The following is a 20,860-nucleotide window of genomic DNA, read 5'->3' on the forward strand; positions in this document are numbered from 1 at the left end:
TGAAATATTTCGCAACTAACGCAAGTTCTTATCGCAGAACTGAATTGGCGTCGTCCTAATTAATTGCGGTCAAGATTCGGCGTAACCAAACCCCATTGCATGGCGACAATGAGTGTCTGGACGCGGTCGCGGACGTTGAGCTTGGCCATCGCGCGGCTGAGGTAGAGCTTGACGGAAGCCTCGGAATAGCCCAATCGCGCCGCGATTTCCGCGTTATTGAGGCCATTTGCCAGGTACTGGACCACTTCGAGTTCGCGCTCGCCGAGCTCAGGGCGCGGAGTGCTCACGCCGCCGTGCGCCGGCTGCGACATGACCTTATCCACGAGCTTGCGGCTTACAGCTGGAGACAAAACAGACTCGCCTGCGTAGACAGAGCGAATGGCGGAGAGCATCGATTCGGGCGTGGTGTCCTTGACCAGGTAGCCGGCAGCGCCCGCTCGCAACGCGGGAATCAAATATTCTTCGGAAGAGAATGCGGTGACGGCGAGAATCTTCACGTCGGGGTATTTCTCCACGATTCGACCCGTGGCCTCGACGCCGTCCATCTCTGGCATCTGCAAATCCATGAGGACCACGTCAGGATTCAGCATCTCAACGTGGTGGAGCGCTTGCGCGCCATTGCGCACCTCGCCCACGCATTCAAAACCGTCAGCGGTGTCAATAATGGTGCGAAAAGCTTGCCGCATCAGTGACTCGTCATCAGCAATAAGGACTCGAATAGGGGCGTCTGCAGAGTGAGAGTCAGGCATGGCGTCATTGTAGCCATGAACATCGGCCAGAAGTTTAGACGAATGGCTAACCGCAGGCTCGGGAACACTTGGGACAATGGAAGGTATGAAAACCATTTCCCGCTTCACCGCCGTTGCCATCATCGCTCTTTCCGCCTTCGCAATGCCTGTTTCAGCAAGCGCCGCGACTGCGCCTACTTCCTCTGATGTAGTTACTACAACCGGATTCTCGTCCGATTTGGGCGCTTGGTTCTGCCGCACCTACGGCGCATGGTGCCCACGCTAAACCTCAAGACTTCTCATTCACTTGCTGACCTCGGCTGCAATCCGGTGACGCACACACCTTCGCCAGAATGCCATTCGAGGCTGGAATTACGACTCTGCGTAAGTCCACGCATTTGATCCCGCGTCAGATGGCGGATTTACGTAGAGTCGTACCTGTGAACAGCGCCAGCAGCACTCCTCAGAAACCCGGGATCTTTTCGATATGGATTTCGGGCCTTTTCGGCGCGCGAAAAGCTGATAAGTTCACGCTCGCAATTGTGTCGATCATTGTTATGGCCTACGCGGCGACTGACGTGCTCTCTCTTTTCATCGAGCAAAACGCCGATGTTCGAAACCGAGCAGCAAACGTAGCCAACGTTGCTTTGATTTACTTGGCGGCGACGGGCTTCCTGTGGATTCGATCGACCATCGCTGGCGTCATTTCTATCGCCGGCCTGGCCTTGTCACTACCAGTTCACGAATACGGCTACGCGATCATCGTGACCCCATTGATCTTTGCCGTCGTGGTGGCAACGGCAAACCGGGTCTTCATTGCGGCCTTCGTCGCAGCGTGGATTCTCTGGTCCGTTTCACTGTGGTTCATGTGGCCCAACGACCGACCGATTCTGTACTTCAGCATTCCGCTTTTGGGCGTTGGCGCACTGATCGGCACCCTTATTCGCCGTAGTTGGCGAGCTCAAGCGCGGCATATTGCCGAGATCGAAGAGATGCGCACTCTGCAGCTAGAAGCAAGCGCAGCCGAGCGTCTTTCAATCGCGAGAGACCTCCATGACATCGTGGCCCACGACATCACGATCATCGCCATGCAAGCTCAAGCGGCATCCTTTGCGAAGAACCCCAAGCTCGCATCCGAGTCTCTGGAAGTCATTGGCCAGTCGGCCCGCAACACCCTCCAGGACCTGCGCCTGCTGCTGAACGTTCTAAAGTCCTCCGAAGAAGCACACCTCTCAGACAAGAGCCTGTCCGCCGAAGAGGGTGGAGCTGCCGCCGGCGCATCGACGCTGACCCTTCGTCGAAGCATCGATCAAGCGTCACGGCAGTTGGAGTCCATCGGCTTCAGCGTCACGGAGAACATCAATGGCGACATTGACGAGCTCCCCCGTCGCATTCAGGTGGCGATGCACCGCATCCTCAAAGAAGCCACCACGAACATCCTGAAACACGCCACCCCGTCGAGCGACTGCTCCATTTGCGTGGACACCGTTGAGGGCAACGTGATCCTCCGGATCCAGAACCAGAAGGCCCCAGCAACCAATGGCAACGGATCGTCGAACGCCAAGAACGCAAATGCTGGCCTAGGTTTGGGAAGCATCAGCGACCGCACCTCGAGCCTAGGCGGAAAGTTGGACGTCATCCAGACGGCGACAACCTGGCGCCTCGAGGTCACCGTTCCCATCCGTGGCGTGGAAATCTAAGCCCCAAAGCCCCAAATCGTTGAAGTCTAGACGAATGGCTATCGCCGAGCAGGAAAACGCCTCGTAACGTTAATAGTGCCCTTGGTGACGGGCAAGAAATGGGAACTGGATGGCCGGAGTGTGTGCCGGCCATCCGCCATTTAACGAGCAAATTTGAACGAGCAAGTCGGGGGCACATACCGCAAGCCGGGCACTCACTCGAGCACCGCCGTCGTCCTCAAAAAAATTCCGGCCCTCCCACGCAAAAAGGAGGACCGGAACTAAGAAGCCACTAACGAACTATGCGTCAGCAGGAACCTTCAAACGGAACTGATCCGCCTTGTGGTTCGCATGCAGACGATCGCCCTTGCCGAAGAGCTTGTTGCGCAGCGAGCCAGGCAAGTATTCCTCTTGGTACGCGCCGAGCTTCTGCAATTCGGGAACCACGAACTCCACAACATCCTCGAAGGTGCCAGGCGTGATGGCGTAGGCGAGGTTGAAGCCGTCCACGTCCGTCTCGTCGACCCATTCCACGAGCTTCTTCGCGACGTCAGCGCCGGAGCCCACGGTAATCGGGCCGAAGCCGCCCACGCCCACCCACTCGGCCAGCTGGCGCACGGTCCATGGGTTTCCGTCATCGCCGGAGGCCTTCTGGAAGGTCTCCACGGAGGACTGGATGGCATTGGACTTCACGTTCGCGCCGATGCTGTCGTCGAGGTCGTACTGGGAGAGGTCAACGCCCATCCAGCCGGAGATGAGAGCCAACGCGCCCTGCGGATCCACGTACTGCTTGAAGTCCTCAAACTTCGCCTGCGCGGAAGCCGTGTCAGGACCCGTGATGATGGTCTGCATCGCGTAGATGCGGATGTCGTAGCGGTCGCGGCCAGCGGCCTCGGCGGCGTCGCGGATCTTCTTGACGGTGTTCGTCAGGAGTTCCTTGGTCGGCGAGGTCACGAAGACCGCCTCAGCGTTTTCGGCCGCGAACTTCATGCCGCGCGAGGATGCGCCTGCCTGGAAGATGACCGGGGTGCGCTGGATAGATGGCTCCGTGATGGCGATGCCGGGAACCTTGAAGTACTTGCCCTCGTGGTTGATCGGGTGCACCTTGGACGGATCCGTGTAGACGCCGGTCTCGCGGTTGCGCTGGACGGCATCCTCTTCCCACGAACCTTCGAGCAGCTTGTAGACCACTTCGAGGTATTCGTCGGCGTGGTTGTAGCGCTCGTCGTGCTCCATTTGGTCTTCTTGACCCATGTTGCGTGCGGCGGACGGCAAGTAACCAGTCACCACGTTCCAACCCACACGGCCGTTGGTCAGGTGATCGAGCGTGGCCAAGCGGCGAGCAAACGGGTACGGGTGCTCGTAGGCGGTGCCGGCGGTGACGCCGAAGCCGAGGTTCTGCGTGACAGCTGCCATCGCGGAAACCAGGAGGAACGGATCGTTGACGGGAACCTGCGCTCCGGAGGACAACGGCGCCTCATTGGTGCCATTGAAAACGTCATACGTGCCGAGGACGTCAGCGATGAACAGGCCATCAAACTTGCCCTTTTCCAAGAGCTTCGCGAGTTCGGTCCAGTAGGTGATGTCTTTGTAACGCCAGGCCTGATCCTGCGGGTGGCGCCACAATCCTGGGGACTGGTGGACCACGCAGTTCATGTCGAAAGCGTTGAACCGTACGTGTCGGCGGGGAGCGATTTCAGTCATTTTTTGGTTCCTTCCCGACGAGAAGAACCCACGCAGGGCGCGGTTCGAGCTTCTCCATCGTTGCTGGCAGTAGCACCTTCCTCTTGATGAGGTGGTTGCTGCGGCGTCGTTGAGCCAGATCTCTCAGCCGCTCTGGATGGGTACTTCTCCATTGCACACCCAGAATGCGACCCCGCGAAATACGGGGGCCGCATTCTGTAATGATCACTGCAAATTTTTGATTACGACGCCGCCGCTTGGCCGTGGCGCTTATCGTCAATTCCCGCTTCACCAATGGTCCAAACGGTGGGCGGTTCCATTCCGTTGACGGCCCAGTCACCGGCGATGCGCGCCTTGTAGATGAAAGGGTTGTGGGTGGCGACGGTGCGAGCGTTGCGCCAGAAGCGGTCCAGCGACTTAGCGGTGCTCGTCGAGGATGCGCCGAGCGTGTTGAAGATCTGGCCGGTGGCTTCCGTAACGAGTGGGCTCAAGACAACCTGAGCCAAGCCGGACTCGAGTTCCACAGAGACGTTGGCGGCCTTCTCGACAGCATCGCCTTCGAGGCGTGAGTTGAACGCGCGATCCAAAGCGCGGCCCACGCGCAAGGTGGCAGCTGCGGCGACGTACGCCTTCGCGCTGACTTCGCCGACCACCTGAAGGATCTGCGGATCCTGGCTCACCGTGTCTGCATTGCCGTGGCCGAAGACTCGCTTGCGCTCGCGGACCTGCTTCGCCACTTCGTTGGCCGCTCCCTGAGCCGCGCCGGACAGTGCGATCAACAAAATGTGCTGGTACAGCGCAGTCTGGTACGGGAAGCGCACCTCGAAGTCGAAGACGTTTTCCGCGTCAACGGGTGCGTTCGTGAAGATCGTGGTGCCGCTGCCGGTGCCCTTTTGTCCGAAGCCGTCCCAGTCATCGAGAGTCTCGATGCCCTGAGTCTTGGTGCTGACGTAGGCGGATACATCGGAGCCATCCGGGCGCTTGGCCAGCACGTCGATCCACTCGGCGAAGATGGTGCCGGTGGTGTAGAACTTGGTGCCGTTGAGGACCAGCTGGCCGTCACGCTCGTCGAGGACCGTGCCCACGCCGCCCTGACCTGGTTCCGTCCACGCGTTGCCAGCAATCTCGCCGGCAACAAAGCGCTTGAACCATTCAGTGCGGTCGCCCGTCTTACCGTTGCGCGTCAGGCCGTGGTGGTAGAGATTTTCCTCGACAAACGCCCAGTGAGACCGAAGAGCCTGCGGGATGTTGCTGTCAGCCGCGGCCAGTTCAATGAGAAGTTCAGTGAACTCTTCCCAGTTCAGGCCGTCGCCGCCGAATTCTTGTGGAACGCGCGCGGCTGTGAAGCCGGCGTCCTTCAGCCACTGAATCTGCTCATGAGGAAGAGTGCCGTTGAGTTCGCGGTCTACCGCGCCTTCGGCGATGCGCTCGAAGATGGGGCGATACTTTTGCGCGACCGCTTCGAAGGTCGTCGCGTTGAGAGTTGAAGTGCTCAAGGGATTGTCGCTTTCCGAGAGTGGGACACAAAGAACCTCAGAAGAGGGCGTCCTGATGAATAAATTGCTCGGTGGGTGATCCAAGGGTTCACTATCGATCGAATCAGACGCAACGATTGTGACATGTTGTGAAATTTTCGAGTCATAATTTGGAGAAGGCTTCCAGCAAGGCTTTCAATTATTCGGTACCCATCATGAGTGGCTGAGAGATCTGGCTCGACGACGCCGCAGCAACCCCCAGCGAATCCTTTCGATTCGCGGACGGTGCTAACGCCAGAACCGATGGAGAGAAATGACTACAGACGTACGCGCTTTCACGACACCTGATGTCGTGGCCGAGGCTTCAGCACCAAGCCAGAACGCACCAAGCGGTGAGTCGGCAAGTGGAGTGCGCTTTGAGGGCGTGGGCCGCTCTTTCCCAGCCGTCTCGGGGAATACCAAGGTGGTCCTGCGGAACATCGACCTAAACATCCAGCCTCACGAGATCGTGGCAATCCTGGGTCCTTCCGGCTCCGGAAAGTCCACGTTGTTGCGCGCAGCGTCCGGACTGGATCAGCCCAGCTCGGGACGAATTCTCATTGACGGCGAACCCGTCAAAGGCATCGACCCACGTTGTGCAGTGGCCTTCCAAGAACCCCGACTCTTGCCGTGGCAAAACCTGGCTAAGAACGTGGAACTCGGTTTGCCATCGGGAACCCCGAAGGCTGAAGGTGCTGAGCGCGTGAAGCGTCTCTTGCAGCTCGTGGGACTTGGCGAAAGCTCGCACTTGCGTCCTCGCGAAGTTTCCGGCGGCATGGCACAGCGCACCTCCTTGGCTCGTGCACTTGCTCGCCGTCCCGGCGTGCTCTTGCTCGACGAACCTTTCGGCGCACTCGACGCACTCACCCGCTTGAACATGCAAGACCTCTTGCTCTCCGTTCACCAAGCTCACCCGGCAACGGTTCTTCTGGTTACCCACGACGTCGACGAAGCCCTCCAGCTCGCCGACCGGATTGTGGTTCTGGGAGTGGAGGATGGCAAACCAGGAGCCACGATTTCACGGATCCTGACGGTCCCCGGCGAACGCCCACGCGATCGCGCGTCGGCAGAACTGGCACGAATGCGCGCCGAACTGCTCTCGAGCCTCGGCGTCGACGCACACCGTCACTAAGCCCGGCTCTCAAACGGTCAAACGGTCACACGTTCAGGCGATCAAAACGGCACGTCGTTCTATAACGACGCCGCCTCGCCACCACACAGCTTCAACAACCTTGTCTTCAATAACTACTTTCAACCACATTTCTTGAGGAGCACCATCATGTCTTTCACCGCTAAATCCTTCTCCGCAGTCACCACTCGCCGCTCCGTCCTGGGACTGAGCGCACTCGCTGCCGCAACCTTCCTTTCTGCTTGCGCAGGCGAAGGCGGAAGTGGCCAGTCCGCTGGTTCGCAAGCTGCGTCGTCGTCCGCTAATGCCGCCGGCAAAGTCCTGAACATCGACTTCGCAACATACAACCCGCTCTCCCTCGTGTTGAAGGAGAAGGGCTGGCTCGAGGCGACGCTCAAGGATCAGGGTTACACCGTGAATTGGGTGCAGTCCGCGGGATCGAACAAGGCCAACGAAGCCTTGCGCGCCGGCGCCATCGACGTAGGATCCACCGCCGGATCCGCCGCACTCTTGGCCCGCTCGAACGGCTCGCCCATCAAGAACATCCTCTTGTACTCGCAGCCAGAATGGGCCGCGCTGGTAGTCGCGAAGGATTCCACGATCGCTTCTGTCGCTGATCTCAAGGGCAAGAACGTGGCCGCCACGAAGGGTACGGACCCATACTTCTTCTTGCTCCAGGCTCTCGAGGCGAACGGCCTCAAGGCATCGGACGTCACGGTGCAGAACCTGCAGCACGCTGACGGCCGCGCCGCTCTCGAAAACGGATCCGTGGACGCATGGAGCGGCCTCGATCCCATCATGGCCGGAGCCGAGCAGGCCGGCGCGAAGCTCATCTTCCGCAACGTGGACTTCAACACCTACGGCTTCTTGAACGCCACCGAGTCCTTCTTGAAGGAGAAGCCGGAAATCGCGCAGGCAGTAGTGAACGCTTACGAATACGCACGTGCCTGGGCACTCAAGAACGTCGAAGAGACGGAAGAGATTCTCGCGAAGGTCGCCGGTCTCGATGCGGCCGTGGCCAAGAAGGTCATCTCCGAGCGCAGCAACCTCGATGTGGATTCCACCCCGGGCGAGAAGCAGCGCGCTGTTCTCGAGAAGGTTGGACCGATCTTCGTCCAGTCCGGCGACGTGAAGGATCAGGGCACTGTGGACACCGCCCTTGCGTCCCTCTTTGATGATTCCTTCGCCAAGAAGGCTGACACTTCCAAGGTCAACGCATGAGCGTCAATCTCGGCCCCGACAGCTCGGTAGCAACGGCTGCGAGCGCAGACAACTCGACGGCCACGGCGCTGCGGTCCGGTAGCGGACTCGTAGGCAAGCGTATTGCTCTCGGTGCCATTGTGCCGCTGGCCATCCTGGTGCTGTGGCACTTTACGACGGCGCTAGGCGTCTTTTCGCCCGTCCAGCTGCCGTCGCCATGGTCCGTCTTGGAAGCCGGAATTGATCTGGCCCGCCGCGGCGAGCTGTGGGGTCACATCGCGATTTCTACGCAGCGCGTGTTCTTGGGCTTCGCCATTGGCGGGTTCTTGGGTCTGCTGTTCGGCTCCCTGCTGGGCCTGTCCAACATCGCGGACGCCCTACTTTCGGCGACCATCGGCGCTTTCCGCGCCGTGCCATCGCTCGCATGGGTTCCGCTGCTCATCCTCTGGCTCAAGATCGGTGAGAACTCCAAGGTCACCCTGATTGCCATCGGTGCTTTCTTCCCCGTGTTCACCACGGTGTACTCGGCGTTGAAGCACGTGGACAAGAACCTCGTGGAGGCCGGCCGCGCGTTTGGCCTCAAGGGCGTCAAGTTGTTGACCACCATCCAGCTCCCGGCCGTGGTGCCGTCCGTTTTCTCCGGACTGCGCTTGGCACTGGCTCAAGCCTGGTTGTTCTTGGTCGCGGCCGAGCTCATTGCATCATCCATGGGTCTGGGCTTCTTGCTCACGGATTCCCAAAACAACGGCCGCACGGACCGGCTCTTGCTGGCCATCGTTTTGCTCGCGGTGATAGGAAAGATCACGGACGCGCTGTTGGGACTCGTGGAGCGCAAAGCCGTCCAGCGGTGGGCCTAACTATCTAAGTGCCCACCGCTGCATAGCGGAACACTCAACCGAGCTTCGAGAAGTACTCCAACACGCGCTCGTCCGCCCAGCTCCACGCGTCTTCGCCGCGCAGCACTACGTCCGCGCCGCCATCGCAATAGATGGTCTGGCCGGCACAGTGCGTGTTTTCCACGGAGGTCAGCCAGATCAGCAGGTTGGCAATCGACTCTGGCGGCTGGTGGTAATTCAGCGGCATCGGCACCACGGAATCAACCATTTTGACGCCCTGCTCGTTGCTCAACAGATCGGCGGTCATCGGCGTAGTCACGATTCCCGGCCCCACAGCGTTGAGCGGAATTCCCACACCGGCCCATTCCGGTGTGACGGATTGCGCGCGAACCCACCGGGAAATAGCTCGCTTGGATGATGAGTAAATCATGCTGCCACCGCGCGGATCCTCCGCGAGCTGTGCGGCAATTTCGAGGGCTTTGGCTTCGTCATTGCTCAGCAACGCTTCGGTGAGCGGGGTGAACTGAGGCTGCAGCGAAGACATCGAAGAGACCAGTGCCGCACGCGGAGCATCAGATTCAGCCAACACCGGACGCAGTCCCTCGAGAAATTCGGTCATGCCGAAGTAATTGATGGCGGCCGTCGCGGGAATCGGATGAGAAATTCCCGCGCAGGCAATCACGGCATCAACTTTTCCGCCGGCCGCGGCGAGCGAATCTTGAACTGCTTTCTGGCGACCTTCCGGTGTGCCGAGGTCGCCTTCAACGTCGGTTCCGCGAAGGTCTACGCCGACCACCGTCTCGCCGCGTTCGCGCAGAATCTCCGCGGTCTTCTTTCCAATGCCAGATCCTGCGCCAGTAATGATGTAGGTACGTGCCATATCCGGTACTCCCAAGCTTCAGTGAGGTCATCAATTGATGGGCACTGCCAGACTATCCGCCCAACATTGCCTGAGATAGAGGCAAAATCCCGCCACACCACGTAACCCATTTTGCTTCTGCCCCGCCTCGTGGCGTTGAGTAGAACGGTACCCATCAAGAGCGGCTGAGAGACCTGGCTCCGCGACGCCGCAGCAACCCTCGCAAGAGTTGGTGCTACCGCCAGGGCCGATGGAAGGATTAATTTTGTCTTTTTCACCTTCAATTACGACGGCGCAGCTCACCGAGGATTTCCCCTCTGAGGAAGCGCGGCTTGAGTTTTGGGCGGACGCTGCTCGCGAGCTCGAGTGGGCCGTTCCGTTCACGAAGATTCACTCGGCTACCCCGGTAGATCCCACGAACGAGCGTGGGCCGGACATTCGCTGGTACGAGGACGGCAAGCTCAACGCTGCCGTGAACTGCGCCGACCGCCACGTTGCTGCGGGTAAGGGCGACAAGGTCGCTTTGTACTTCGAGGGAGAACCCGGCGACCGCCGCGCGGTGACCTACAAGGATCTCGCGGAGGAAGTCGCTCAGGCAGCCAACGCGCTGGAAGAACTCGGCATCAAGCACGGTGACCGCGTGGTCATTTACCTGCCGGTGCTCGTGGAAACTGTCGTCATCACGCTGGCCTGCGCACGCATCGGCGCGATCCATTCGCTGGTCTTCGGCGGCTTCTCCGCCGAGGCGCTGCGCTTCCGTGTGGAAGATACGGGAGCCAAGCTCCTTGTGACCACAGACGGACAGTTCCGCCGCGGCAAGACGGTGGCCGTGAAGTCGAACGCTGACGAAGCCGTCTCGGGCGAGAACAACATTGAGCACGTCCTCGTTATTAAGCGCACGGGAGACGAGATCCCCTGGACTGAAGGCCGGGATGTTTGGTGGGACGACGTCGTCGTACGGCAGTCAACAACCCACGAGGCACCCGCTTTCGACGCCGAAAATCCCCTCTTCATCATGTACACCTCCGGCACCACCGGGCAGCCGAAGGGCCTGGTCCACACCACCGGCGGCTACCTCACTCAAGCCAGCTGGTCCCACCGCTTCCTCTTCGGAGCCAGCGAGGAGGACGTGCATTGGTGCACCGCAGACCTCGCGTGGGTTACGGCGCACACCTACGAAATTTACGGTCCGCTTTCCAACGGCGTGACCCAAGTGATCTACGAAGGCGTGCCGAATGCGCCGCACCCCGGCCGTCACTTCGAGGTCATTGAGCGCTACGGCGTCACTACCTATTACACGGCGCCCACGCTGGTGCGCTCGCTCATGGGCTGGTTCCCAGACGGCATCCCCTCCGAGTATGACCTCTCCACGATCCGCCTCTGCGGCACCGTCGGCGAGGCCGTAAATCCCGAGGCATGGACCTGGCTGCGCAAGAATGTTGGCCGCGATACCCCAGCCGGCGTGCCAATGGTGGACACGTGGTGGCAATCGGAAACCGGTTCTACCGTTTTGTCGCCGCGCCCTACGGACACGAAATTCAAGCCCGGCTGTGGTTCGCGCGCACTCCCCGGATTGGCCGTGGACATCGTGGACGACGACGCAGCTACCGTCCCAGCGAACGTGCAAGGCCACATTGTGGTCACCAAGACGGGTCCCGCGATGGCGCGCACGGTGTGGGGAAATCCGCGCCGCTACTACACGTCTTATTGGGAGAAGTACGCCGAGCAGGGCTGGTTCTTGGCTGGCGACGGCGCACGCTTTGACGACGACGGCGATATCTGGATTCTTGGCCGCTTGGATGACGTCATCAACATCTCCGGACACCGCCTCTCCACCATCGAGATCGAATCCGCGCTCGTCTCCCACCCTGCCGTGGTGGAAGCTGGCGTGTGCCCGACCTTCGATGCGAAGACCGGGCATGCCGCGACCGCGTTCGTGGTGCCACACGACAAGTCGTTGATTGGAACGGCATCACCCGAGGTGGTGGCCTCCTTGCTGGCTCACGTGTCCCACGAGATTGGGCCCATCGCGAAGCCGCGCGACATCGTGTTTGTGCCGGACGTGCCGAAGACCCGTTCCGGCAAAATCATGCGCCGCCTGTTGACCCAGCTGTTTGAAGGGTCTCCACTCGGCGACACCACCTCGCTGCAGAACGAGCCGTGCATCCCGGAGATCAACGAGATCTGCCGCGAGCGCGTGGGGGCCTAACGCTTCGCCATCGTCGCGCTTGCCTCCCGTCCTGCGGCCGTCCGGTCTCGGGCGTCCGGTCATGGTCCCAGTCCCGCATCGTCGCCATCCTTGCGGATTCGTTGGTCCACAAGCGACGAATCCGCAAGTCCACGAACGTATGCTCACGCGTCACCCTCACACACACCCATGTGATTTGCTCTTGAATCGCTCGCGAGCTCACAGTTTGCCCTTGAAAGGGTCCTGCTCACTTCAGGTGGCGCGAGCATCAAAGCATGAGATTCAGTGAATTCCGGTACATCACCGCACGAAAAGACCGATCCATCGACGGGGAATACTCCCGCCTATCTCGAAACTTTCGGGCCGGCGACATCGTCCGGCTCAATCCTTCCATCTATATGCCGACCGAGCAGTGGTTGTCCCTGAAGGCCCAAGACCGGCTTCAAGCATGCGTTGGCGCTGTGGCGCTGGCGGCTCGTCCTCACACCTTTGTTGGCGCCACAACGCTCGGCCTCTATGAAATCCCCTTGGTTAAACCCGGCGTCCTCGAGTCTCCGCAAATATTTGTCGGAGTGAAGACTCTCGGTAGCGTCCGAGTTCGAACGCCAATTGGGTGTTACGGCAACCTTCCTGACGCGAGAGTGCGCTATGCAGCGCAGAACTCTGGCCGCCAAGAGGTTGCCGTGCTGCCACAGCCTCCAAGAATTCGTGGCCAGCTCTTGTCAGGTTCAAGGAGCACTGAGCTTTCCTTAGAGGATTGGTCATACAGGGTTGCCACTGAAACTCTTAGTCAAGCCCTCATTCGTTGCATCCATAGTTTCCCTTTCGAATCACGTGTAGTCATCATTGAGCATCTCCTTCGTTCCGGAACGACTTTGCGGAGCGAAATATACGAAGCCTGCGGACGCCAAATAAGCGCACGAGCTGACGGGACTGTGCGCTGGACTAAAGAATTCTTAATCATGCTTGCCCAGGGTCAACCGATCCCCTGCAGGCGGAGAGCTTTCGAAGAGGCAATCGCCTTTGCGACTCTCGCCAACGAGTCCGTCGGCGAATCGCTGAGCCATGCTCTCATCCACAAGCTGGGTTTTGAAGCACCCCAACTTCAAGTACCGATGCAACTTCCTAGCGGTCGCTTTGTCAGGCCTGACTATTTTTGGCCGAACGTGCGAGTTGTCGGCGAATTCGATGGAGCTCACAAATACACCAAGTCCATGCAGGTGTCAGGCAAGGAGCCGAGCCGAGTGGTCTACGAAGAAAAGCTGCGCGAAGATGGAATCCGTTCATTGGGCCATAGAGTCTGCCGTTGGACGTGGGCAGACCTCATGAACCCAGAGCGACTGGCCCGAATTCTTTCCAATGCAGGCGTACCCCGGAGCTCAGGCGTCCGCCGATTCGGCGACTAACCGTCAGACACCTCGCTGATTCAGGAGATTCGGTTGTAGTTGCCACTCGAGTCACCAAACGCAATCGTTGCCAAACTTGCATATTCGTTGCCTGTTGACCGACGATTCTGCAAGTCTGGCAACGCATGCGAATCGAGAAGTCTTTATACCTCAACGTCGAATCATCATGATCACTTCACTTCAGGACTAAGCTCTTCACATGGATCAGGCACACGTGGATCAATACGAGGCGGCTCAAGACCAAGCAGTTCAGAACGAGGACGTTCAGGAAGCGTCGGGGCTAGCATTCGTGCGTCACGGCCAGACTGACTGGAACGCCGAAGGCCTCCTGCAAGGCGGCACGGATGTTCCGCTCAATGACCACGGGCGACTTCAAGCGCATGACACCGCGCAGCTCCTGAAGAAGGCCGGCCCTTGGGATGTCATCGTCTCCTCACCCATGAAGCGCGCTCTCGAGACGGCAAAGATTCTGGCCGAAGAACTCGGCTGCGATCACCACATCAAGACCTATGCCGAGCTCAAAGAACGCTCCTACGGCGATCTTGAAGGACAGTGCCGCGTCACGCAGAGCCCTGAAGTTCAAGATGCCATGCACCCGCCGGCACACATCGCTTTCGAAGACCTCGATGACTACGAGAAAAAGGCTTACGAAAAAGGCCTCCTGCCAAACGTGGAACCTTCCCAGAGCGTGGGCGAGCGCGGCGCCGCAGCCGTCCGTCAGATCTGCGAAGACTTCCCGGGTCAGCGCGTAGTAATCGTCAGCCATGGAACACTCATTCGCTTGACCATGGACGCGCTCACGGGCGAACGCCACCCGAGCGTTGAAAACGCGGAGATCGTTTACATTCCGGGTCCGGTAAGCGTCGACGCCTAAAACTCAAGAGACAAAGGGCCGCCCTCAAAAGGGCAACGCGCAAACCTCAAGGCCAGCGCAACAAATCGACTCCCCGATTCGGCCCAGACCACTCGCACCGCTTAAGATCAGGAAAGCAACCATCCCGAGCGGCTGAGAGACCTGGATCGCTGACGCCGCAGCAACCCTCCGTCCACATGAACGTCTAGACGACTTCATGCTGGCCAAGGAACGGTGCTACCGCCAGGACCGATGGAAGGAGTTCCCTCTTTGTCTCAAAATTCTGAGCACACCTTCGGTTTCCGCACGCGTGCCCTGCACGCGGGTGGCACTCCGGACGCCGAGCACGGTTCGCGTGCCGTCCCCATTCACCAGACCACGTCCTTTGTTTTCAAGGATTCGGCTGACGCCGCCAACCTCTTTGCCTTGCAGAAGTACGGCAACATTTACTCGCGCATCGGCAACCCCACGGTCGCAGCATTCGAAGAGCGCATCGCTTCCCTTGAGGGTGGCATCGGCGCTGTCGCAACAAGTTCCGGCATGGCCGCAGAGTTCATTACGTTCGCTGCACTCTGCGGCGCCGGTGATCACATCGTCGCTTCGTCCAAGCTCTACGGCGGCACCATCACTCAGTTGGACGTGACCCTGCGCCGTTTCGGCGTGGACACCACGTTCATCGAGTCCGGCGATCCGGCGGACTTCAAGGCCGCCATCACGGAGAACACGAAGGCCCTCTACACGGAGATCGTCGCGAACCCTTCCGGTGACATCGCGGATCTCAAGGGCCTCGCAGCGGTTGCCAATGAAGCGGGCATCCCGCTCATCGTGGACTCCACGCTGACCCCTCCCTACCTCATTCGCCCGTTCGAACACGGCGCGGACATCATCATCCATTCGGCCACCAAGTTCCTGGGCGGTCACGGCACCACGCTTGGCGGCGTCGTCGTGGAATCCGGCCGTTTCAACTGGGGTAACGGCAAATTCCCGTCCATGACGGAACCGGTTCCTAGCTACGGAAATGTTTCGTGGTGGGGCAACTTCGGCGAGTACGGCTTCTTGACGAAGCTGCGCTCCGAGCAGTTGCGTGACATCGGACCGAGCCTTCCTGCGCAGTCCGCTTTCCAGTTGCTCATTGGCGTGGAGACGCTGCCGCAGCGCATGGACGCGCACTTGGCGAACGCCAAGCAGGTCGCTGAGTGGCTCAAGAACGATGACCGCATCGAGTACGTGAACTACGCGGGTCTGCCGGATCACCCACACTTCGAGCGCGCAAAGGAACTCCTTCCGCTCGGCGTGGGTTCCGTGTTCAGCTTCGGCGTGAAGGGTGGCCGTGCCGCTGGCGCGAAGTTCATCGAGAACCTGCAGCTCGCTTCCCACTTGGCCAACATCGGCGACGCAAAGACCCTCGTCTTGCACCCTGCATCCACCACGCACCAGCAGCTCACTGCCGAGCAGATGCTCGCTGGCGGCATCCCCGAGGACCTCATCCGCATTTCTGTGGGCATCGAGGACGTCGAGGACATTCTTTGGGACTTGGATCAGGCGCTCACGGCTTCGCAAGAGGCCTCGGCTGATGACGCGGTCGCTGAGATTGCCGCGCCGTCTTGCGAAATTGGAGTGAAGTAATGACACAGACTACGACGACGCAGCCCGCTTCCCCAGAGCGCACCTGGGAGGGCCCTTCGGCTCCCGAGCGACTCAACATTTTGCGCTCCACGAAGTCCATCGCCATTGTTGGTGCGAGCGACAAGCCAAGCCGTGCGTCCTACTTCGTGGCCACGTACTTGCTGTCTTCCACGCGCTTCAAGGTGTACTTCATCAACCCCATGGTGAAGGAAATCTTGGGCCAGCCGGTCTACGCATCACTCGCGGATTTGCCGGAAGTTCCAGATCTCGTTGAAGTCTTCCGCAAGCACGACGATCTTCCGGAAGTCCTTGAAGAGGCAAAGGCTGTAGGCGCTAAAACGCTCTGGTTGCAGCTGGGATCATGGCATGAAGAAGTGGCCCGCGAGGCCGAAGCCGCCGGCATGAACGTGGTTATGGACCGTTGCGTGAAGATTGAGCACGCGCGTTTCCACGGCGGACTTCATTTGGCTGGCTTCAACACGGGCGTCATTAGCTCGAAGCGCCAAGTGCTCGCTTAGTTCCTCGTTCGCAGGAAACTAGCTACTTTTTGGCAGGTGCACCGGTTGAAGACGATTCGACCGGTGCATTTGCTGTTTCTGAGGTAGCTGCAGAACTTGAAGCTGCATCTGCGCTCGACGTTGCATCCGTTGTTGCTGAAGACTTCTTCTTTGGCGCCGGTGTCTCAGGCTTCGGTGCCTTGGGAACCGTCACCGCTTCTGGAGCTGTGGGTGCCTTTGATCCACTCGAGCTCTTGGCGGTTTCAGCCCCTTTCGCGGTTTCCGAACCCTTAGCGGTTTCAGAAGCCTTGGCCGTTTCAGCACTCTTCGCAGGTTGCGAGCCCCTGGCGGTTTGCGAACCCGTCAGCGTCTCTGCACCCTTAGCCGTTTCCGAGCCCTTTGTTGACTGGACACCCTTCGCAGCGTGGTTCGCGTCCGATGGACCCGGCTTGGCTACAGCGGTTTCCGGATCTGTTTGCTTAGCTGCTTCCTTAGTAGGATCCTTCGCGGGATCCTTGGCAGCGTCCTTAGCGGTTCCGTTTCCGACGCCATCATTCTTGAGGGCACCCTTGCCACCAGGCTGGGTCTCTTCTTGAGGAGCGGCTTTTTGACCACCCTGCTCTGATTCGGCACTTGGCTTCTCGCTAGCCTTGTCACGATTGTTGTTCGTGACAGCGTCGCTCTTCGGTGACGATTTTTCCCGGTTGTCAGCGCCAATTGCAGGCCAAGCCCCACGCTGGGACGCGTTCGTATTCGTACTCGTGTCCGCATCATCGAGGCCGAGGATCAAGTTCGTGAAGCCCTCAAATACCGCAGACGAATTCTTCTGAACAGTCTGGGAAACACCGCTCTCATCGATGAGATCGGTCACCCATACCTGCGCATGACGATGAGTTGAATGATCGTGACCAGTAAGGGCTGGCGCCACAAAGTCGAGTGCAGATCCAAGAACCGAGGTAGGGTTCTGCGGTTCGCCAAGCGCGATGACGATCGGCGAGTGGGCCACATCAGTCACGATGTTCGTGGCGACGTGCACGGTGGAATCCTGGAGGAAATCGCGGAACTCTGAAGACGCCGCAGCCACACCGGTCAAACCCACGCTGGCAATCAAAATGCCCGCAAGGCCACCAGAAATATGAGGCCCGCCCTTTTTCTTGAAGGCGGCGACGAAGTTGACCGGAGTCCGGCCGGAAAGAATATCGGCGAGCTCGCTCGTAGGATCGGGCGCTTTTTCGGAAGCCAACAGCTCCATCTCGGCGAGAGCGGCACGCAAGCGGGCGTCGTCGTAATCAAGAATTTCAGCGTCCACCGCAGACGTATCCACGGGACGTTCAGCGGTCACTTTCTCGTCATCGTCACTCATCTCGGGACACCTCCTCCGGGGACTTCAACGCTGCCTTCATGCTTTCCAATGCCCGCCGCTGCAGTTGCTTGACGGAACCTTCACTCTTTCCCAACGCACTCGCGGTCTCTTGAATGCTGAGACCTACGACCGTTCGAAGAATGAGGCACTCCCGCTGCACATCCGGCAGACTGGCCAGCGCTCGCGCCACCGTTGGCGACAAGTGCTGGGACAAAACTAGGTCCTGCGCTGACGGCTCCATGGGAGCATCGCTGTCAAGAAGTTCTAGGTGTCGGGGCGCCGCTGCCCGTTGGCGGTGAAAATCAACCTGCCGCGCGTGTGCGATGGAATAGGTCAACGCGCGGAGTCCGCTGACGCCACCTTGCAGGGTTTGCAATCGCGAGAACAGCGCCAAGAATACTTCTTGGCACGCCGACTCCGGATCGTCAACGCCCCGGACTTTGAGATAACCCAAAACCCGGCCCGCAAGTTCTTCATAAATCACACGAAGGGCCTCTGGTTCGCCTTTTTGCGCGCGCGGAATGACCTCGTCATTGATCGCATTTGCCACAATTCACCTCGGCGAGCAGAAACCCCTGTTCGTTGAAGTATAGAGGCCGCCCTTCCATTACGTAAGCCCAGAATGGAACTGGGGATTACTCAAGGGTTAGAGATGCGAAGTGATTGAGAGCTACGACAAGGCGTCGTTGGGGGGAACCCTCGTCGTAGCTCTCATATAGAAGATCGAATCTCGATCCGTAAAAGTTACGCTTCTCCGGAAATTATTTTTAGAGAGGCAGTTTTGGCTGCTTCGATCTCTGATTTCACGCCAATTCGGCGGTTCACGAGGACCGGCAAGAACTCGCGAACTTCGTCGATGCGCTTGCGCGAGACGTCCGCCGTGGCCAGGCCTTCGCGTTCGTCCTCGAGGAAGTCGACGGCCACAGCCACCGGGTCAAGAATGGCTGAGTAGCCCACGGTCTGATCCGTCGAGGAACCAGCAGCCGCCACCCACACGGTGTTCTCCACCGCACGCGCCTTGAGCAAGGTGCGCCAGTGCTCCACCTTGTGATCGCCCTTGAACCATGCCGCAGGAACCAGAATTACTTCGGCACCGCGCACCGCGAGGCGTCGCGCGACTTCCGGGAAGCGGATGTCGTAGCAGGTCATGACACCAAATTTGAGGCCGCCCACCGTGAAGATCGGGACCGCCTCTGGGTCACCGGCAGAGATGGTGCGGGATTCTTGGTAGGAGAAGGCGTCATAGAGGTGGATCTTGCGGTAGGTGCTCAGCTCGTTGCCGGCCGCATCAAAGGCAGCCACCGTGTTGTACGGGCGGTCGCCGTTGTTGGGCTCGTAACCGCCGGCCACCACGGCCAGTCCGTTCTTTTCCGCAATAGCGGCCAGGCCAGCTACGAAAATAGGCCAGTCGCGGGCTACTGCCTCGCGGAAGTCACCATCGACTTCTTTGACCGTGAACATGGACTCTTCAGGAAACAGTACCAATTCGGTGCCTTCTTGCGCGGCGTGCGCAGCAAGACGACCCATCACCTCGAGGTTGTGTGCCACGTCCCCGGTAGGCGAAATCTGTCCGACGCTAATCTTCATTGACATACCCTCCTGTTGATTCACCACATTACCCGGCAACCCTCTGTTTCGGGACGAAAATCGGCGTACCGTGAACAATATGAGTGCATCACCAGCTCAGGTGGAGTCAACGGACGTCCTCGTCATCGGGGCAGGGCCTTCCGGACTCATGGCGGCGAACGTTCTCCTCAAACTCGGCGTCCGCGTCATCATCATTGATGCCAAGTCAGGACCCACTCGCGAGTCGCGAGCAGTCGGCGTGCATTCGCGCTCGCGCGAGATCTATCGACAGCTCGGTTTGGCGGAAGAAGTGGAGCGCCGCGGCCGCCTCGCGGACAGCATCCAATTCGGCTTCGGCCGCCACGGCTTCCCCACCATTCCCGTCGCCGCATTAGGCCGCGGACAAACGCCTTTTCCCGGCATCTGGATCCTTGAACAAAGTGAAAACGAGGCCATCCTCGCCGAGCGCCTCGACTCCCTCGGGTGCCCCGTGCGCTGGAATACAGCTTTCGTTTCCCTCGATTCTGAGTACGACGGCGCCAGCGTACGCACCGTCGTTCGGTCCCGTACCGCTGCGGTTGGGTCAGCTCCAGACGCACTTTCCGAGTCCGTGCCGGAGTCTGACTTCGTGATCGAGTCGCGGTACGTGATTGCAGCCGACGGCGGCTCCTCGCCAGTGCGAAAGTTCTTGCAGGTCCCGTTTGAGGGAGCCACGAACGAGCACGTTTATTACGTCTTCGAGGCCAATGATCTTGCAGGAATCGATGATTCACGAGTCCAGGTGCGTCTCGAGAAAGATGACTTCTTGTTGGCGTTTCCGCTGGGATCGTTGGCTCGACCTTCGGCGCGAAATCGTATCGCGGGTATTGCTCGCGATTGGCAGCCAGCGGCCAAGACCGATGCGAATATGCAGGTCACTGACATCACCGAGGATGACGCTCGCGAGGCGTTGGACCGAGTCTTTGGGGTCACTTATTCGACGTCCGAGTGGTTCTCCACCTACCGCGTGCATCATCGGGTGGCCAAGGAGTTCCGCAAGGGCAACGTGTTCTTCATCGGCGACGCTGCTCATGTTCATTCACCCGTGGGCGCACAGGGCATGAATTCGGGACTGCAGGACGGCCACAATCTGGCGTGCAAGATTCACGATGTCCTCACCGGTGCCATGCCGGAAAGCTACCTCGATGATTACGAGCGCGAACGCCGTCCGGTAGCGCAGCGACTCGTGGGCGTCACGGACCGCGTGTTCGAGGCCATCACCTCGCCGGATCGGCTTCCCGTATTGCTGCGCACCAAGCTTCTGCCCGTCGTGTGGCCCGGAGTACTAGCCACGGTCCCGCTCACACCTATCGGCAAGCGGCTGGTGGGTTACGTGTCCCAGATTCGCATCAAGTATCCGATGCCCACCAAGACCTCGCACCCGGTGCTGGGACGAAGGCTCCGCTGGACGGGTGCTCATGGGTTCGATAACCACGAGCCCCTGAACGCGATGACCTGGCAAGTGCATTCCTACGGTGATTCAGCCCGAGAAGAAGCCACTCGGATTGCGCAAGAACGGAACATGGAGCATCACCACTTCCCCGCCTGCCCGCAGGTGAACCTGCCGGAAGGAACCGTGTTGGTGGTGCGTCCGGACATGTTTGTGGCCGCGTACATGAATGTACGCGGCCACAAAACGAGCGATTGAGCTAACGGTTGAGCTCGTCCTCAAACGAGCGGTCGAGCTCGCCGAG

18 protein-coding genes and 3 riboswitches are annotated in these 20,860 nt (G+C 59.5%); of the genes, 11 read left to right on the forward strand and 7 right to left on the reverse strand.

The features are described from left to right. Window positions 1-59: 59 nt before the first annotated feature. On the reverse strand, window positions 60-749 hold the full coding sequence (locus tag BKA12_RS08455) for a response regulator (RefSeq protein ID WP_183642535.1): 690 nt from the start codon (window positions 747-749) through the stop codon (window positions 60-62). A gap of 85 nt (window positions 750-834) precedes the next feature. Here BKA12_RS08455 and BKA12_RS08460 point away from each other — a divergent pair, with 85 nt between their 5' ends. Both BKA12_RS08460 and BKA12_RS12645 read left to right on the forward strand, forming a co-directional pair. Continuing rightward, window positions 835-1,014 carry a hypothetical protein gene (locus BKA12_RS08460; protein ID WP_183642538.1) on the forward strand — a complete coding sequence of 60 codons (180 nt, stop codon included), beginning with the start codon at window positions 835-837 and terminating at the stop codon, window positions 1,012-1,014. A gap of 256 nt (window positions 1,015-1,270) precedes the next feature. Continuing rightward, window positions 1,271-2,428 (forward strand): histidine kinase, encoded by a 1,158-nt coding sequence (locus BKA12_RS12645; RefSeq protein ID WP_183642541.1) that lies wholly within the window; start codon window positions 1,271-1,273, stop codon window positions 2,426-2,428. A gap of 279 nt (window positions 2,429-2,707) precedes the next feature. Here the strand turns inward: BKA12_RS12645 and BKA12_RS08470 are convergent, their stop codons facing one another. Together BKA12_RS08470 and BKA12_RS08475 are read right to left on the reverse strand one after the other, a co-directional pair. After that, entirely contained in the window at window positions 2,708-4,111 is a 1,404-nt protein-coding gene (locus BKA12_RS08470; RefSeq protein ID WP_183642544.1) for an LLM class flavin-dependent oxidoreductase, read from the reverse strand. A gap of 51 nt (window positions 4,112-4,162) precedes the next feature. Further along, window positions 4,163-4,254, reverse strand: a riboswitch (SAM riboswitch). A 78-nt stretch (window positions 4,255-4,332) separates the two neighbouring features. Next, complete coding sequence (locus tag BKA12_RS08475; protein WP_183642548.1) at window positions 4,333-5,586, reverse strand: acyl-CoA dehydrogenase family protein; 1,254 nt, start codon at window positions 5,584-5,586, stop codon at window positions 4,333-4,335. 186 nt (window positions 5,587-5,772) lie between these two features. Then, window positions 5,773-5,875, forward strand: a riboswitch (SAM riboswitch). A gap of 3 nt (window positions 5,876-5,878) precedes the next feature. Between BKA12_RS08475 and BKA12_RS08480 the strand changes: the two genes are divergently transcribed. The 3 genes from BKA12_RS08480 (at window position 5,879) to BKA12_RS08490 (ending at window position 8,790) form a co-directional block, all read left to right on the forward strand. Beyond that, window positions 5,879-6,736 carry an ABC transporter ATP-binding protein gene (locus BKA12_RS08480; protein ID WP_183642551.1) on the forward strand — a complete coding sequence of 286 codons (858 nt, stop codon included), beginning with the start codon at window positions 5,879-5,881 and terminating at the stop codon, window positions 6,734-6,736. Window positions 6,737-6,883: 147 nt separating this feature from the next. Further along, window positions 6,884-7,954, forward strand: coding sequence for an aliphatic sulfonate ABC transporter substrate-binding protein (locus tag BKA12_RS08485; protein WP_183642555.1), 1,071 nt, complete (start codon window positions 6,884-6,886; stop codon window positions 7,952-7,954). Next, window positions 7,951-8,790, forward strand: coding sequence for an ABC transporter permease (locus BKA12_RS08490; RefSeq protein ID WP_183642558.1), 840 nt, complete (start codon window positions 7,951-7,953; stop codon window positions 8,788-8,790). Before BKA12_RS08485 ends, BKA12_RS08490 begins: the two co-directional genes overlap by 4 nt. Before the next feature lie 34 nt (window positions 8,791-8,824). Here BKA12_RS08490 and BKA12_RS08495 read toward each other — a convergent pair whose 3' ends face one another. Next, window positions 8,825-9,649, reverse strand: coding sequence for an SDR family oxidoreductase (locus BKA12_RS08495; RefSeq protein WP_183642561.1), 825 nt, complete (start codon window positions 9,647-9,649; stop codon window positions 8,825-8,827). A gap of 148 nt (window positions 9,650-9,797) precedes the next feature. Then, window positions 9,798-9,885: riboswitch (SAM riboswitch) on the forward strand. Here BKA12_RS08495 and acs point away from each other — a divergent pair. The 5 genes from acs (at window position 9,879) to BKA12_RS08520 (ending at window position 16,219) form a co-directional block, all read left to right on the forward strand. Continuing rightward, complete coding sequence (acs, locus tag BKA12_RS08500; protein WP_183642564.1) at window positions 9,879-11,837, forward strand: acetate--CoA ligase; 1,959 nt, start codon at window positions 9,879-9,881, stop codon at window positions 11,835-11,837. (Overlaps the previous riboswitch by 7 nt.) A 941-nt stretch (window positions 11,838-12,778) precedes the next feature. Beyond that, on the forward strand, window positions 12,779-13,222 hold the full coding sequence (locus tag BKA12_RS08505; RefSeq protein ID WP_183642567.1) for a hypothetical protein: 444 nt from the start codon (window positions 12,779-12,781) through the stop codon (window positions 13,220-13,222). 199 nt (window positions 13,223-13,421) lie between these two features. Beyond that, window positions 13,422-14,096, forward strand: a complete 675-nt coding sequence (locus BKA12_RS08510) for a histidine phosphatase family protein (protein WP_183642569.1) — start codon at window positions 13,422-13,424, stop codon at window positions 14,094-14,096. Window positions 14,097-14,345: 249 nt separating this feature from the next. Then, window positions 14,346-15,701 carry an O-acetylhomoserine aminocarboxypropyltransferase/cysteine synthase family protein gene (locus BKA12_RS08515; protein WP_246361644.1) on the forward strand — a complete coding sequence of 452 codons (1,356 nt, stop codon included), beginning with the start codon at window positions 14,346-14,348 and terminating at the stop codon, window positions 15,699-15,701. Continuing rightward, a complete protein-coding gene (locus BKA12_RS08520) occupies window positions 15,701-16,219 on the forward strand; it encodes a CoA-binding protein (protein WP_183642575.1) in 519 nt (172 codons plus the stop codon). Before BKA12_RS08515 ends, BKA12_RS08520 begins: the two co-directional genes overlap by 1 nt. A 22-nt stretch (window positions 16,220-16,241) precedes the next feature. Here BKA12_RS08520 and BKA12_RS08525 read toward each other — a convergent pair whose 3' ends face one another. From BKA12_RS08525 to BKA12_RS08535, 3 genes are all read right to left on the reverse strand, one after another. Next, window positions 16,242-17,561 carry a hypothetical protein gene (locus BKA12_RS08525; RefSeq protein ID WP_183642578.1) on the reverse strand — a complete coding sequence of 440 codons (1,320 nt, stop codon included), beginning with the start codon at window positions 17,559-17,561 and terminating at the stop codon, window positions 16,242-16,244. Then, window positions 17,554-18,111: an RNA polymerase sigma factor gene (locus BKA12_RS08530; RefSeq protein WP_183642582.1), complete on the reverse strand. Its 558-nt coding sequence runs from the start codon at window positions 18,109-18,111 to the stop codon at window positions 17,554-17,556. The genes BKA12_RS08525 and BKA12_RS08530 overlap by 8 nt, the downstream gene beginning before the upstream one ends. 194 nt (window positions 18,112-18,305) lie before the next feature. Continuing rightward, on the reverse strand, window positions 18,306-19,148 hold the full coding sequence (locus tag BKA12_RS08535; RefSeq protein WP_183642585.1) for a carbon-nitrogen hydrolase family protein: 843 nt from the start codon (window positions 19,146-19,148) through the stop codon (window positions 18,306-18,308). Window positions 19,149-19,227: 79 nt separating this feature from the next. Between BKA12_RS08535 and BKA12_RS08540 the strand changes: the two genes are divergently transcribed. Next, on the forward strand, window positions 19,228-20,814 hold the full coding sequence (locus BKA12_RS08540; RefSeq protein ID WP_183642588.1) for an FAD-dependent monooxygenase: 1,587 nt from the start codon (window positions 19,228-19,230) through the stop codon (window positions 20,812-20,814). Window positions 20,815-20,860: the final 46 nt, after the last annotated feature.

It is taken from the genome of Neomicrococcus lactis, from assembly GCF_014200305.1.
Classification (GTDB): domain Bacteria; phylum Actinomycetota; class Actinomycetes; order Actinomycetales; family Micrococcaceae; genus Neomicrococcus; species Neomicrococcus lactis.

Excerpts from the sequence above, each read along its gene's own strand:
- BKA12_RS08455 (WP_183642535.1), bottom strand. The coding sequence starts at position 749 with ATGCCTGACTCTCACTCTGCAGACGCCCCTATTCGAGTCCTTATTGCT.
- BKA12_RS08460 (WP_183642538.1), top strand. The coding sequence starts at position 835 with ATGAAAACCATTTCCCGCTTCACCGCCGTTGCCATCATCGCTCTTTCC.
- BKA12_RS08470 (WP_183642544.1), bottom strand. The coding sequence starts at position 4,111 with ATGACTGAAATCGCTCCCCGCCGACACGTACGGTTCAACGCTTTCGAC.
- BKA12_RS08480 (WP_183642551.1), top strand. The coding sequence starts at position 5,879 with ATGACTACAGACGTACGCGCTTTCACGACACCTGATGTCGTGGCCGAG.
- BKA12_RS08485 (WP_183642555.1), top strand. The coding sequence starts at position 6,884 with ATGTCTTTCACCGCTAAATCCTTCTCCGCAGTCACCACTCGCCGCTCC.
- BKA12_RS08490 (WP_183642558.1), top strand. The coding sequence starts at position 7,951 with ATGAGCGTCAATCTCGGCCCCGACAGCTCGGTAGCAACGGCTGCGAGC.
- BKA12_RS08495 (WP_183642561.1), bottom strand. The coding sequence starts at position 9,649 with ATGGCACGTACCTACATCATTACTGGCGCAGGATCTGGCATTGGAAAG.
- acs (WP_183642564.1), top strand. The coding sequence starts at position 9,879 with ATGGAAGGATTAATTTTGTCTTTTTCACCTTCAATTACGACGGCGCAG.
- BKA12_RS08505 (WP_183642567.1), top strand. The coding sequence starts at position 12,779 with ATGCTTGCCCAGGGTCAACCGATCCCCTGCAGGCGGAGAGCTTTCGAA.
- BKA12_RS08510 (WP_183642569.1), top strand. The coding sequence starts at position 13,422 with ATGGATCAGGCACACGTGGATCAATACGAGGCGGCTCAAGACCAAGCA.
- BKA12_RS08520 (WP_183642575.1), top strand. The coding sequence starts at position 15,701 with ATGACACAGACTACGACGACGCAGCCCGCTTCCCCAGAGCGCACCTGG.
- BKA12_RS08525 (WP_183642578.1), bottom strand. The coding sequence starts at position 17,561 with ATGAGTGACGATGACGAGAAAGTGACCGCTGAACGTCCCGTGGATACG.
- BKA12_RS08535 (WP_183642585.1), bottom strand. The coding sequence starts at position 19,148 with ATGAAGATTAGCGTCGGACAGATTTCGCCTACCGGGGACGTGGCACAC.
- BKA12_RS08540 (WP_183642588.1), top strand. The coding sequence starts at position 19,228 with ATGAGTGCATCACCAGCTCAGGTGGAGTCAACGGACGTCCTCGTCATC.